Source organism: Pseudoalteromonas phenolica (assembly GCF_001444405.1).
In the GTDB taxonomy this organism is placed as follows: domain Bacteria; phylum Pseudomonadota; class Gammaproteobacteria; order Enterobacterales; family Alteromonadaceae; genus Pseudoalteromonas; species Pseudoalteromonas phenolica.
In genome coordinates, this window is record NZ_CP013187.1 from 137573 (window position 1) to 152055 (window position 14483).

The following is a 14483-nucleotide window of genomic DNA, read 5'->3' on the forward strand; positions in this document are numbered from 1 at the left end:
AAGCCGCTTTGACTTGCTGGGTGTAATAGCAAGTATTAGGAGTAAATCGGTGCTTTATTTAGCTTATTACGCTGCGCTTGCTTCGGTTTGTGATTCATCGCTGTGGCGAATAAGGTAATCAAAAGCCCCTAAGCTGGCGGTTGCCCCTGAGCCCATGGCGATAATGATTTGCTTAAACGCTGAGTCAGTCACATCACCCGCAGCATACACACCGCTCATGCTGGTGGCGCCGTGTTTATCAACTTCAATTTCACCAAAGCGGCTTAGTTGTACGTCGGTCTCTTTTAAGAATTCACTGTTCGGGATTAAGCCAATCTGTACAAAAATACCGGCTAAATCGACTTGGTGTTGCTCACCTGATACGCGGTCGGTGTAGCTTAATCCTGTTACACGTTGACCATCGCCTAGCACTTCGGTGGTTTGTGCATTCTTGATGATGGTGATATTTGGCAAGCTGTTGGCTTTGCGAATAAGCACCTCGTCAGCACGTAATGTGTCGGCAAATTCTAATACAGTGACGTGCGAAGTAATGTTTGCAAGGTCAATCGCCGCTTCAATACCTGAGTTACCGCCGCCGATCACCGCAACTGGCTTGCCTTTAAATAATGGGCCGTCACAGTGTGGGCAGTAAGCAACACCTTTGCCTTTGTATTCTTGCTCGCCTGGTACATTCATGTTTCTCCAGCGTGCACCGGTTGCCATGATCACTGACTTGGCTTTTAACGTCGCGCCTGACTCAAGGGGCACTTCGATGTAGTCACCACGAGCAATACCCGCAGCGCGTTGGCCTTTCATAATATCGACATCGTATTCTTTAACGTGCTCTTCAAGTTGTGCAACCAGCTTTGGCCCTTCAGTGGCTTTGACTGAAATAAAGTTCTCAATGGCGAGGGTATCAGCAACTTGGCCACCAAAACGCTCGGCAACAACACCGGTGTTTAAACCTTTTCGTGCCGCATAAATAGCTGCCGATGCACCCGCAGGGCCACCACCGACAACCAGTACGTCAAATGGGTCTTTTTCATTGAGCTTCTCGGCTTGTTTGGCCGCCGCGCCTGTGTCTAGCTTATTGAGAATATCGCTCAGCGATACCGCGCCTTGTGAGAATTGCTCACCGTTTAAAAATACACTTGGTACAGCCATGATATTGCGTGCGTTCACTTCGTCTTGGAACAGTGCGCCGTCGATCATGGTCGCTTTAATATTGCTGTTTCTGGCCGCCATAGTATTAAGCGCCTGAACCACTTGCGGACAAGTTTGGCAGCTCAGAGATATATAAATTTCAAAGTTTAATGGCTCAGTAATGCCATCAATGATGCTCAGCTCTTCTTCAGAGGCTTTGCTTGGGTGTCCACCTGTTTGTAACAGTGCCAATACCAATGAGGTAAACTCATGACCCATAGGAATGCCCGCAAAATCGATGTGTGTATTACGCTTGGGAGAGCGCACAGACATGTTCGGAGCACGGGTCGAATCACTTTGTTCTGACACTGTGATGTGTGTGCTTAATGAACTTAAATCGTTTGCTAAGCTTTTTAATTCGTTTGATTTGTTGCTGTCATCTAGGGCAAGCACTAGCTCGATAGGATCGGTAATGGCAGCAAAGTGGCTTTGTAATTGCGTTTTAATGTTTTGGTCTAGCATGGTGATTGTCCTATTTTTACTCGTCGCCTATTAATATGCTTGGGTGTTGGCGGAGCCAAAGAGCTTATTAACGTGTTTAAAGTAAAGTGAGTTATAAAGGCTGCTGTTGTAGCAGCCATTAACTGAATAAATTAATATCCAATAGATTTCGTGCTGCACGTAGGCGGCAAGCTTATGAATCCCATGAGCATAGTTTTACTATGTGATTGGGAAGAAGAAGCGTAGCCAACACCCGTGCAGTGCGAAAGATGACGGATAGTTAGATTTTGCCAACTAAGTCTAGTGAAGGCGCTAATGTTTCTTCGCCTGGCTGCCAAGAAGCTGGACATACTTCACCGTCGTGGTTTGCAATGTACTGAGCTGCTTGTACTTTACGAACTAATTCGTTTGCAGCGCGGCCGATACCTAGGTCGTGTGTTTCAACTACTTTGATTTCGCCTTCTGGGTTGATTACAAAAGTACCGCGAAGTGCTAAACCTTCTTCTTCAATCATTACACCGAAGTTGCGTGTAATACGACCTGTTGGGTCACCAATCATTGGGAATTGGATTTTCTTAATTGTGTCTGACGCATCGTGCCAAGCTTTGTGTGTGAAGTGCGTGTCAGTTGATACTGAGTAAACTTCAACGCCCATTTCTTGAAGCTTTGCGTAATGGTCAGCAAGGTCACCTAGCTCAGTCGGACATACAAATGTGAAGTCAGCTGGGTAGAAGAATACGATTGACCATTTACCTAGAAGGTCTTTTTCACTTACTTCAACGAAGTCGCCATTGTGGTAAGCCGTTGCATTGAATGGTTTGATTTGTGTGTTGATCAATGAAGTAGTCATAATGTTTACTCTCTTAGTTAGTTTGTAATTACTACGTTTAGGGCAACCTGTTGCTTTGCCCCTTTGCTTGGTAACTAAGATAGTGGGTTTGAGTAGTTAAATAAAATGGATTGTTTTGATTAGTTCAATCGTTTTTTGTGATTAAACTTTGGAATGCTCTATGCGAGATGAGAAGTTGATATAAAAAACGCAGCTTTAAAAGAAAACTGCGCTTTTTTAAGGTGATGCTTCGAAGTGAGATAATTTAAGAAAGTCGCTGCAATGCGCTTGTTAAGAACTGACCTGACTGCACATCGGCTTTAACTCGTTGCACATTTTGCTTCATCTCATCGATTTGCTCTGGTGTCAGTTCCGCAAGACGTTGTTTGATGTCACGCAAAGATTTTACTCTAAAGCCAATGCCTTCTTGCTCTACCAGATCTGCCATCGCAGCTTTATCCCAAATGATGATTGGCATATCACACAATAGGTAAAGTGATAGTTTGTGTGGGTTGTTGTACTTCAAGTACTGGCCTGTTACGCCATCACATGAATCCAAGGTGTTGCCGTACCAAACCAAGCCAAAATCTCCATCAATATGATCGATAACTTCATTAGAAGGGAAGCAACCCTTGTAGTCTAAGATGGTGTTGTTGGCGTTTTTTACTTTTTTCTCGTCAAAGCCGACGCCGTATAAATCAAACTTGAAGTTGCCACGCTCGAGATCATCAAGCTCAAAAATGAAAGGCCCCATGTTGCCTGCGAACACAATACGTAATTGCTCATAGTTTGTAGGCGTGCGTTTGGCATTTGGGTTGTCGGTATGAAGGTAATCGAACGCTTCGATATTTGTGATGTCAGCAGTGAAATTATGCTCTTTGAACCAAGCACCCATCTTATCATTGTGAACGATAAGCTGATCAGATTGCTTCAGTAGCTCAACTTCTTTGTCTGAATGACCATATTTGCCTTTTAGGCTTTTTAAGTCATGCACCAATGTCAGTACTTTGCTGTTTTTAAGTTTGGCGCCCCATAAGCAATATCCGTAAAACTTGTTAAACGGGTATTGTAGGCATACTGTGCTGCCTGATTTCAAACGCAAAATAGCCCAAGTCACACCAAGAGCACTGATCAAAGTACCTAGGATTGAATTTGAGATCCAAGTTTGTTTGAAACCAATGTTCTGCCAGCCATTGTTTTCTAAAATGGTTTCACAGTCCATTTTGGCTTTGCCTGCCGCGTCAAACTTAGAACGGTAATTACGCGCGATATATACTTTATTACTCATAAGACTAGCTAAGCTCCTTGCTCGTTAATGCAAGCGCCGCTTCAATGGTGTCATCCATATCGTAATACTTGTAGTTCGCTAAGCGACCACCAAAGATAAACTTGTCAGCATATGGTGCAGTTAATGCAAGTTCTTGATAACGGGCTAACAAGGCATTGTTAGTGTCGTCATTGATTGGGTAGTAAGGTTCGTTATCTTTACTAAATTCATGCGGGTACTCTTTAGTAACCACGGTTTTTTCTTGGTTGCCAAACTCGAAATGTTTATGTTCAAGGATGCGTGTATAAGGCACATCGCGTTCCGTGTAGTTAACGACGGCATTACCTTGATAGTTTTCTTCATCTAGTACTTCTGTTTCGAAATGCAGACTACGATATTCAAGCGCACCAAATTGACAGTCAAAGAATTCGTCAATCTTACCCGTGTATAGTACTTTGTCGGCTAACTGGTTATAGGCATCTTTGTTATCAAAATAGTTAACACCCGTTTGCACTTCTACACCCTCAAGTAGTGCATCTGTAAGCGCATTATAGCCACCGATTGGAATGCCTTGGTATAGGTCGTTGAAGTAGTTGTTATCAAAAGTAAAACGGAACGGTAAACGCTTAATGATGAAAGACGGTATCTCAGTGGCAGGTCGACCCCATTGCTTTTCGGTATAGCCTTTAATGAGTTTTTCATATAGGTCGCGACCGCCTAAAAACAACGCTTGCTCTTCTAAGTTTTTAGGATCTAAATCGGCATAAGGTGCGCGCTCTTGCGCAATTCTATCTTTTGCTTGTTGTGGTGTCGTCACGCCCCATAGCTGATAAAACGTATTCATATTAAAAGGCAGGTTATATAGCTTGTCTTCGAAGCGAGCAACAGGTGAGTTTACATAGTGATTGAAAGACACGTAGCGGTTAACATAATCCCAGACTTCTTGGTTGCTGGTATGAAAAATGTGAGCGCCATATTTATGGACATTTATCCCTTCAACATTTTCACAATAAATATTACCACCTGTGTGGTCACGTTTATCAATTACTAAAACTTTCTTCCCTTTGTCCGTTGCTTCACGCGCAAATACTGCGCCGAATAGTCCTGCACCGACAATAAGATAGTCATATTGAGCGTTGTTCATTCTTGTAGGCCTTGTTTATTATTAGCTTGATGTGACTTCGAAACTATAACAACAAACAAGTTCAAAAAGAATGGTAATAAAATAGGAAAGTGATATGAGCAAAGCAGTGATGCGAAGCAAATTTTCGCATCACTGATTTTATTACTGCTCGGCAGCATTTAAGTGTTTAAATTGTTTTGAAAGCCGATAAACAATCTCTATGCAGACGACAACTGCCAGACCGATACACCCATAAAATGTCACCTGATCAGGCCAAGTTGCCTCTATGGGTGACTTTTCTAGAATTTGGCAAAGGATAACCGGGGCAATAAAGAGCGTATAAAACATCAATTGCGAAGGAAACTCAATTTCATCTTTCCAGTTATATTCTTCTGGTGTGAATCGAATGCCATCATTGAGTTGTTGCTGTTCAAGCTCGTACATTAGGTCAACGGTTTTCGATTCAATTAGTCCCTGTTCATTACTTAACTCAATAATTAATGGGCCAGTTAGCTGGGAGACAACTTTGAACTTTATCTCAAGTTGTTCTTCATCAACTTGAATTAAGTGGCGACCATTTGATGCAATATTTCTTTGCTCTGATACTTTGTCACCATCCAGGTAAATGACTTCTTTGCCAAATGAGTTGGCTTCAATAACAATAGAATGAACGCGGTAATTAAACTCAGTATCAATTTTCATGGGTGTTGTCCTTTTGAAATTCAATCAAATCACCAGGCTGACAGTCCAGTGCATCACAAATAGCCTCTAAGGTACTAAAGCGAATCGCTCTGGCTTTGCCACTTTTTAGCACGCTGAGGTTCTGCGGCGTAATGCCGACTCGTTCGGCAAGCTCGCTAGATTTCATTTTTCGTTTTGCGAGCATAACGTCTAAATTGATGATGATAGCCATTATTAAATCGTCAACGCTTGTTCTTCTTGGAGGTCTTGGGCGACCTTATTGTTGGCACAAAATACATGCAGTATGTATCCGGCGGTGGCGAGTACGATCTCTATATTGGCAAAGTAATCCATCATGCTGATCTCAATATCGAAATAAATCATTTCAAGTATGATGCTCAGTAAGGGTTTAGCGATAAGTGCATAGAGCAAGATAACTCTGGCGATCAGTAGGTTGGTTTGTAAGCTGATAGCATTAAATACTTGCTGACCCTGCTCATAACTTTTGAGTAATTTAGAAAACACAAGTAGTAGCCCAAGTGCTACCAAGCCATCAGCACCTAATTGCAGTGCGTTTCTAACTTCAACATACAGGTTATCTTGTGGCTCTAGCCCTGTGATCAAAAAAACAATTGAAAGCAGGCCGAGAAAACTCCAAACCGCCACTAGGAAGATTGAGCTTTTTAATTGCTTGCGCTCTCGCGCCATATATTTTTTGAATGCGTTCATGTTTTATCCTTAACAAGTCACTGTTATAGGTAAAGCATAAATGTGTAAAACTTGAAAAACAATAAAGAATTATCGAAAAACGATAATTTTTTATTGTTTTATGTTTTATTAATCAGCTTTAATTTGTGATAAATCGATATTTGGATTGGTGATCCTATCGAATACTAGGCTTGCTCGACTAAGTGGAGGGCGATTTTTTAGCTGTCTGAAATCGCTTGGTTTAATGCTACTTTCAGCCTGTTTGGCTATCTCAAAAGAAAACACATAAAAGCCTTCTAAGCCCATTCTTAAATCACTAAAAACATAAGTCTGATCTTGCTGGTAAACCCCGTATAGGCCCTTGGTAAAATTTTGCAGTAAGGCAATACGTTGGTCTTCACCTAAAGTATCAAGGACATGATTTGCTGTTTTATAAAATCGAATATCCACCTCATCAACTGAATCAAAGACTGATGCATAAATCTCATAATGGCCTTGTTCTGTGGTAGCCACGGCTCGCCATAGCAAAGTATTAAATGGTGAAGGGGTACTTTCGAATTGTTTAAAAGTAATGGCTTGCTTGTCTAAAGCCTGCTGTATTTTGCTGTCTATAAACCATTTGGCACTCAGGCTCCAAGTCAGATAGAGCGAACTCAATACAAGTGCGGTGGCGTTAATTTTACTTGCATAGGGTTGTGCACGAGCAAAGCACAGGGCAACAAACGCAAGTAGCAAAGGTAGGCTATACATGGGGTCGATAATAAACACACTGGAAATACCAAACGGATAATGACTCAAAGGCCAGAGTAATTGTGTGCCGTACACTGTGAAGGTATCGAGCAGGGCATGGGTGCTCATGATTGAAAATATGGCAACAGACCAGCGTGTCAGCGACACAGATTTTGCCCAGTACATTTTTGCAATGAGCCATGCAATGATTGGACTCAACAGCAATTGAATAATTAAGGAGTGACTAAAGCTGCGGTGATAAACAAAGTTTTCAACATCACCACCGAAGTTTATCAACACATCTAAGTCGGGGAGAGTGCCAAATGCAGCGCCGACAAGTAGAGACTTTCGACCAAGTTTATTGCCTAAGGTGGCGTAGCCCACGGCACTGCCAAGTAAAATTTGCGTGACTGAATCCAAGTTGTTACTCCCAATGAACTTTGTTGTTAATAGTGCTGTGGTGCGCAATACGATCTGTTTTAATTTAAATTATGCTTTTCAAGACGATATAAAAACTGCTTGTAGCTAATCCACAATAGTTTAGCAGCTTGGGTTTTATTGCCGCCTTCTCGGTTTAGGGCTTGTTGTAGGCAGTCCTTTTCAAACTCGTCCCAATTTAATCCCTCACTTGGCAAGGTAAACAGTGCATTGGTTTGTGCGCTGTTTGCAGTATTAGTGAGGTTTTCTTTAAGTTCAGTTTCATCCTGCAGAAGCACAAACTGCTCCAGCGTATTGGAGAGTTGTCGCACATTGCCGGGCCAATTAAAATTGAGAAGGTGTTTTAGTAGTGTGCTACTTAGCTGAGGAGCTTCAATACCATATTGCTGGCTAAATCGTTTTAAGAAGTGTTCGATTAATCGCGGAATATCTTCTTGGCGTTCTCGCAGTGGTGGCATATGTAACGGCACTACGTTTAAGCGGTAGTATAAGTCTTCTCTGAATAAGCCATCTCGTACCATTTGCTGCAGGTTTTTATGGCTTGCAGCAAGCACTCGGACATCAATATTATGTTCTTTGGTATCACCTACCGGCGTCACAACACCTTCTTGTAACAAGCGCAGAAGTTTGGTTTGTACATTGAGGCTCAGCTCTGCCACTTCATCTAAGAATATGGTGCCCTTGTTGGCTGCGGCGAATTTACCAAGTTTGTCTTGCGTTGCGCCTGTGTATGCACCTTTGAGTGCACCAAAGAGTTCTGATTCGGCTAGGTTTTCAGGAATAGCCCCACAGTTAATGGCGATAAAGGGTTGTTTACTGCGATTTGAAAGTTGATGAAGCGCACGCGCAGCAAGCTCTTTTCCTGTACCGCTTTCACCACTGATCAATACCGTGGCGCTGGTGGCACTGACTCGCTCTATACGCTGAAAGACTTTTTGCATACACGGAGCATGACCAATGATATCGACCAACTGGTTTTGCTCGCTTATTTGCGAGCTGAGCTGCTGGTTGGCAAGACGTAACTGGTTAGCCTTATTGGCTTTGGCCAGTGCCAACAGTAACTCTTGGCGCTGAAACGGTTTACTCAAGTAGTCATCAGCACCGAGCTCGATGGCTTCAACGGCATGTTCAATTGAGCCATAGGCAGTCGCAACCACAATACCAATATGCTTTTGTTGTGCTCTGACGTATTTGATTAAATCCATGCCCGACAAGTTACCTAGCTTCCAATCGGTAAAAATGAGCTCGATGTCTGCGTGGCTTTTGAGGGTGACGATGGCATCTTCAACACTAAAAGCGCTATAAACCTGATAGTTCGCGGCATTTAGCATGGCGCTGATCAGGGTATTTTGCGCTTGGTCGTCTTCGACTAACAAGATAGGCTGTGGCTTAATCATGAACTGCTCCTTCTTCAAGCGATGACTGTGTTAGTTGCAAGGTAACTCGTGCGCCATTTTGCGTGTTTTGAACCTTGATATCACCCTGATAGTAAAGTTCTGCTAAGCGTTTGGCTAAATACAAGCCCATGCCCGCGCCATCTGCTTTGCTACTTACATGGGGGTCAAATAGCTGAGCCAGAATATGTTCGTCAAAACCGCCGCCATGATCTTCAACTTCCACACATAACGTGTTTTGTTCTGAACTGGCTTTCACCTTAATGGCTTGGGTGTTTTGGTTGGCCTGTTGAGCTTCAATGGCGTTGACCAGCAGCGTATGTAACATAGCGCGGATCTCCGATTCAGCTCCTTGTATAGACAAATCTTGCGGCACCTGAATATCAAGGTCAAAATTGAGCTGGCCTACTTCGAGCTGAATATCTTGAAGTACCGCAGCAATTGGTACGCTTTGCGATCTAGAAGATTGCTGATTACTGAGTTGCAATAAAGCGCTAATACTCTTATTTAAGTGGGCAATTTTATTATCGGCAATGGTTTTTAAGTTGTCTTTTAATTGGTTATCTTGGCTTTGCCAAAATTGCTCAAGCGTAAGACCTAAAGTATGTAATGGGTTTCGCAAAGAGTGGGCAATCGCACGACTGAGCTCACCAAGTTCGGCCAATTGTTTTTGTTGTTGTAATTGTTTTTCTACCTGATTGAGTTGCTCGAGTTTGCTGCTGGTAGCATTAAAGCTGTCAATACAAGTTGCAATTTCACCGACACCTTGCGCTGGTAGTTGAGTGCCTAGTTTACCTTGTGATAAATCATTGAATCCTTGTTTTAATGCGGTAATTGGCTGGGTAAGGCGGTGTACAAAATACAGCATTAAACCAACGGCAATGAGCGTTGATAGAGCAATACTCCAAAGGATGAGCGACGTGAAGCGTTCGAAGCTATGACTTTGGGTATGGCTGTTATGTTCAGTGCTAATAATCTTTCTGATACTTTTGTCATCTTCAAAATGAAAAAATATTGAGTTAACTTCATCTTTAAGTGATTCAGCTTTTATCGTAACTACAGGTTTAACCGGCTGAGTCGGTATGGGTGGCTTATTTGGCTCCGGCGCTCCTGTTGGCATCTGAGGTAGAGGTGGGGCAGGGGGTCGCTCTAAGGTGTTCGAAATCGTCACTGTGTCAGATAAAAACACGACTTTAGGAGCGTCACCATCTAATTTATGGATAATTTGGTTTATATCTTCTCGAGCTTTACCAATCAGTTGCTTGGTGATCACTTTAGATTGCTCAGTAATATCAGCACTGACTTGTGATTTGAAATGCAAGACCAGCAATGTTTGGCTCACGGCAAGTAAAAGGAATATCGCCAAAATGCCTAAAATAAAATAACGCTTAATCGTCACACCTTCTCCCACTTAGATCTTTAAACCGCTTCTAAATTACTTATTACAAGATGCATTCCAAAATTTCAGAACGCAAGTGGTTTGTAAGTTTATGAAATATAAATGATAAATTAGCGGTTTTTGTAGTTCTTAGGCTTCGTCTACCAAGTATTCCCGATATCAGTCATTCCATATCCTGATATCAGGATATTTTTCATTGGCTTTTTAAATAAGTTTTGGTAACACTCTGAAAATATTATAAAAAACTATTTGGCATGCCTTTTTCTATAACTAGGTCGACATTTTATTTTAGCGTGTATAAATCGCATCAGAAGGAGAAGACCATGTTTTCAACCATTAAGTATAAAAAAGTCGCCAAGGCACTTGCTGCTGCAGGCTTAGTTTTTGCTGCCAGCAGTTACGCAACTGATACAGAAACACATCATGTGATTAAAGTTAAACAGATCGATGGTGATGTAAAAGTGATGGTGAACGAAGGCCATAACAACGATGTTCGAGTCATTAAACTTGATAAAGCGGAGTTAGGTAGTGATGTGCTAGCTGAAAAGCTGGCGGATTTACCTGTTGAAACACGTCAGAAGGTTGAAGAGGTGCTCGAACAAATCGACTTAAATGATAACAAAGTAACTATCTTTGCAGATAAGGTGGTCCAAAAGCTGGGTAAAGATGGCGAAGTAAACAAAGTGGTATTTGTACAGCATAATAGTGAAGACTTTACACTTCACCTACCACCAGAGCCACCGTTACCGCCAGGTGCACCAAAACCAGTTAAGCCAACTAAAGCGCCTAAAGTATTTAAGTTCTCGTTTGGTGCAGACGGTGAAGGCGACCATGAGTTTAAGTTGATCACGTCATTACTGAAAGAAACCAAGTTAACACCAGAGCAAATTGATGAGCTACAAACTCTCTTAAATGAAAAGTATTAACTGAGTTTGATAAAAGAAACGGCCCTAAATGGGCCGTTTTCATTTATTTCCGAGAGCTATCGGTTGTAGTGATGTACCAGCAAAGTGGGTTCAGCATAGTCGCTTTCACCCAAATTGAAATACTCTAATGAGCGACGCATATTGTTGGCTTGGTCTGCCATTTGCTTCGCAGCAGCCATAGTTTCTTCAGTAATGGCTGAGTTTTCTTGAATTAGATGAGTCAGTCGTTGTACAACCGTATCAACTTCTCTAATTGCTTGCTGCTGAGTCATAGTCGATTGGTTAATTTTCACAATCGAGTGATTCACTTGTGCAACCGCACCAACAATTTGTTCAAGCTTTTGACCAGAACTGTTGGCAAGCTCAGTACCTTGTTCAACTTTATCATTTGAGTTGGCAATAATGTCTTTGATCTGTCGAGCTGAAGACGCACTTCGACCAGCGAGTTCTCGAACTTCGTTGGCAACGACGGCAAAACCGCGACCATTATCACCAGCTCTTGCCGCTTCTACCGCAGCATTCAAAGCAAGCAAGTTGGTTTGGAACGCAATACCGTCAATCACAGATACAATTTCATTGATATCCTTACTCGCCGTATTCACTTCATCAATAGCAAGTACGGTATCGTGCGATAGCGTGCCACCTTCTTTGGCAATGGCTTCGGCGCTCTCAGCTAGTTGTACTGCGACTCCTGACTGGTCTGCAACTTGGCCGATTTCATCCAGCATATTGCTGGTACTGGCACTGGCTTCTTCAAGGTTGGCAGCTTGCTCTTCAGTACGTGAGCTTATTTCGGTATTGCTGTTAGCGATTTCGCCAGCACTTTGTGAAACTTGGTTAGCAGCAATTTGAATACCCTGTATCACTTCAGTTAGTTTCGCAATGGTACTATTCACATCATGTTTCAGAGTTAAAAATACCCCTTGGTAATCACTTTGGATATTATGTGTTAAGTTGCCTTGCGCTACTGCGCTAAGCACCTGAGTCACTTCATTAATGGCATCAGAAATGGTATCGGTTGAGTCATTAATATCTTCTTTGAGTTGTAATAGTTGACCTTGTAGGTCAGACTCAATTTTTTGAGTGAAGTCACCCTCAGACATCGCGGCCATGACACTTGCTAGCTCTTGGATCACCTGATCTAAAGTAAGTACCGAGCGATTTATGTCTTGTTTCAAAGTGTTGAGCTGCCCAGTCATTGGTGAGTCTATCGTGCGGTCGAAGCGACCATGACTAATGGCCATCATGACCGCAGAAATTTCGCCAATGGCTTTATCTAAGCTCGTGATTGATGAATTTATATCTTGCTTGAGATGACCTAATTGACCTTGTGCTTCGCACTCTATGGTATGTTTAAAGTCACCTTGACTGACCGCAGCCATGACATTACCAATGTCTTTTATGATTTCTGCAAGATTAGCAACGCTGAAATTGATATCGTCTTTTAATGCCTCAAGTTGACCTTGAAGCGGTAAATTAACGCGTTTAGAAAAGTCACCTTGTCGAATTGCACCCATCACCATATTTATCTCGGCAACGGCACCGTTCATGCTCTTCACTGAGTCATTCACGCTGACCTTTAGTTCGTTTAGCTTGCCTTGAGCTTCTACTTGAATGGTGTCTGTAAAGTTACCTTTAGCCACATTTGCCATGGTTTCAACAATGGCGTTCATGGTGTTATCGAGTGAGTTTAAAGAGCTATTAATGTTGTCTTTGAGGTGAGCAAGATCCCCTGACATTGGCGCCTGAAGCTGTTTATCAAACTGACCCTGAGACATTGCACTGATAACATGGTTTATTTCACCAATGGCGATATCTAAACTGTTTGCGCAGTTATTGGTCGCTTTTTTTAGGGTGTCTAATTCACCTTTACACTCCACTTTAATGCGGTCATGGAACTTACCTTCGGCCATTTCGTTAAGTACTCGGTTTGATGCACTAATTGAAGTTTGCAGTGCTTCAAGCAATGAATTAAATGCGACAGCACAGCGGCCTATTTCGTCTTTAGAAGTGATAGGCGCTCGTAATGAGAAGTCTCCCTCTTTTTCTACTCGGCGCATGGTTGCCATTAAACTGTGAACAGGTTGGGTCAGCGAACGAGCGAAGAAAATTGCAACGAAAACGATAAAAGCAATCGCGGCGGTAAGAACACCTAATAGCAAATTACGTAGGGTGATGACGGCTGAAAAGGCTTCGTTTTCATCAATTTCAGCGAGAAGTGCCCATTTGTTTCCTAGTACATCAATATGTCGATAAGCTGAAAGCACAGGTTGCCCATTGTAATCAGTAATGACCTTCTCACCCTCTTGGTTATCCATTGCCAATTGAAAAGCTTCAGTGTTAACTTTGCCTTTTGTAGGATATTTAAATGAATTCACGACTGAATGATTTTCAGGGTCTAAATAAGAATCTGAGCGCATTAAGCCGTCAGGACCAACTAGGTAAGTTTCACCTGTTTCGCCAAGACCTTCTCGTTCAGTCATGATGTTATTTAATGCATCAATAGACAGTTGGAAAACGAGCGTTGCTTGTGGCATGCCATCGTAAATAATAGGGGCTGCAATAAAGCTAGCAGGTGCATTATAGGAAGGTAAATATTGCTTGTAGTCTACAAAAGCGAAATCAGACTGGCTAAATAAGTCTTTTGCTTCTTTGAAAACAGCTGCAAGGTTACTTGAAGCGTAGGGCCCGCTAACTAGCGAGGTCCCATAATCTAATTCTTTATATACGGAGTAAACAACATAGCCACTTTGATTATCGACGATGAAGATGTCGTAGAAATCATAAATATTGGCAACTTCACTAAAAAAGTTATGAAATTTTTGGTGAGCTTGATCGTATGAATCGCCATGACCAGTGGTAATTAATTTTGCTTTGTCGCCGAGTGGATTTGGGTTTTCTGCGATATAGCGAGTTTGCAATTCTAATGCTCTGGCACTTAAACCATCTAGTATAGAGCTGGGTACAGACGTGTTGGGGTTCTCTGCTCGGAACTTGCTACTAAAATCTTGTTGGTAGAATTTAGTTAAGCTTTGTGGCTTGCTATTTAGCCCTTCAAGCTCATTGAAACTGGCAATAAATGCTTGTGAGGCATCAGCCGTTTTTTGGCTAATAGCGAGGCTATATAAATTATCTTTTACACTTTCGAAATGGCGTGTAACAGCACTTTTTTTAATTTCTCCAACAGCAGCAAGTTGCGAGTAAGCTTGCTGTTCTAATGCGGAAGAGGCCTTATATAGTGCGATTGAAATAATCACAACGATAGGCAATAGGGCCACAGTTAAAAACGCGGCGATGAGCTTTCGGCTCAAATTCAATGAGCTGAAATACTTCAGGGGGCTAATCATAGCGCATTCCTTTTTAATC

Annotated in this window: 12 protein-coding genes; 1 reads left to right on the plus strand and 11 read right to left on the minus strand. The window is 42.2% G+C overall.

Annotated elements, in window-relative coordinates:
* Positions 1-66: 66 nt before the first annotated feature.
* From ahpF to PP2015_RS00690, 10 genes are all read right to left on the minus strand, one after another.
* Entirely contained in the window at positions 67-1644 is a 1578-nt protein-coding gene (gene ahpF / locus PP2015_RS00645; RefSeq protein WP_058028443.1) for an alkyl hydroperoxide reductase subunit F, read from the minus strand.
* Between the two features lie 259 nt (positions 1645-1903).
* Positions 1904-2473, minus strand: a complete 570-nt coding sequence (ahpC, locus tag PP2015_RS00650) for an alkyl hydroperoxide reductase subunit C (RefSeq protein WP_058028444.1) — start codon at positions 2471-2473, stop codon at positions 1904-1906.
* 244 nt (positions 2474-2717) lie between these two features.
* Positions 2718-3740 carry a glycosyltransferase gene (locus tag PP2015_RS00655; protein ID WP_058028445.1) on the minus strand — a complete coding sequence of 341 codons (1023 nt, stop codon included), beginning with the start codon at positions 3738-3740 and terminating at the stop codon, positions 2718-2720.
* 4 nt (positions 3741-3744) lie between these two features.
* The gene (glf, locus tag PP2015_RS00660) at positions 3745-4863 is read right to left on the minus strand and encodes a UDP-galactopyranose mutase (protein ID WP_058028446.1); all 1119 of its coding nucleotides are present in this window, start codon (positions 4861-4863) and stop codon (positions 3745-3747) included.
* Positions 4864-5004: 141 nt separating this feature from the next.
* Positions 5005-5544 carry a hypothetical protein gene (locus tag PP2015_RS00665; RefSeq protein WP_058028447.1) on the minus strand — a complete coding sequence of 180 codons (540 nt, stop codon included), beginning with the start codon at positions 5542-5544 and terminating at the stop codon, positions 5005-5007.
* Positions 5534-5755: a helix-turn-helix domain-containing protein gene (locus PP2015_RS00670; RefSeq protein WP_058028448.1), complete on the minus strand. Its 222-nt coding sequence runs from the start codon at positions 5753-5755 to the stop codon at positions 5534-5536. The genes PP2015_RS00665 and PP2015_RS00670 overlap by 11 nt, the downstream gene beginning before the upstream one ends.
* A gap of 2 nt (positions 5756-5757) precedes the next feature.
* Positions 5758-6252, minus strand: a complete 495-nt coding sequence (locus tag PP2015_RS00675) for a hypothetical protein (protein ID WP_058028449.1) — start codon at positions 6250-6252, stop codon at positions 5758-5760.
* A gap of 108 nt (positions 6253-6360) precedes the next feature.
* On the minus strand, positions 6361-7380 hold the full coding sequence (locus PP2015_RS00680; RefSeq protein ID WP_058028450.1) for a metal-dependent hydrolase: 1020 nt from the start codon (positions 7378-7380) through the stop codon (positions 6361-6363).
* A gap of 59 nt (positions 7381-7439) precedes the next feature.
* Complete coding sequence (locus tag PP2015_RS00685) at positions 7440-8795, minus strand: sigma-54-dependent transcriptional regulator (protein ID WP_058028451.1); 1356 nt, start codon at positions 8793-8795, stop codon at positions 7440-7442.
* Positions 8788-10191, minus strand: coding sequence for a sensor histidine kinase (locus PP2015_RS00690; protein ID WP_128724456.1), 1404 nt, complete (start codon positions 10189-10191; stop codon positions 8788-8790). Before PP2015_RS00690 ends, PP2015_RS00685 begins: the two co-directional genes overlap by 8 nt.
* Positions 10192-10514: 323 nt before the next feature.
* Here PP2015_RS00690 and PP2015_RS00695 point away from each other — a divergent pair, with 323 nt between their 5' ends.
* Positions 10515-11117: a hypothetical protein gene (locus PP2015_RS00695; protein ID WP_058028453.1), complete on the plus strand. Its 603-nt coding sequence runs from the start codon at positions 10515-10517 to the stop codon at positions 11115-11117.
* 56 nt (positions 11118-11173) lie between these two features.
* Here the strand turns inward: PP2015_RS00695 and PP2015_RS00700 are convergent, their stop codons facing one another.
* Complete coding sequence (locus PP2015_RS00700; RefSeq protein ID WP_058028454.1) at positions 11174-14464, minus strand: methyl-accepting chemotaxis protein; 3291 nt, start codon at positions 14462-14464, stop codon at positions 11174-11176.
* Positions 14465-14483: the final 19 nt, after the last annotated feature.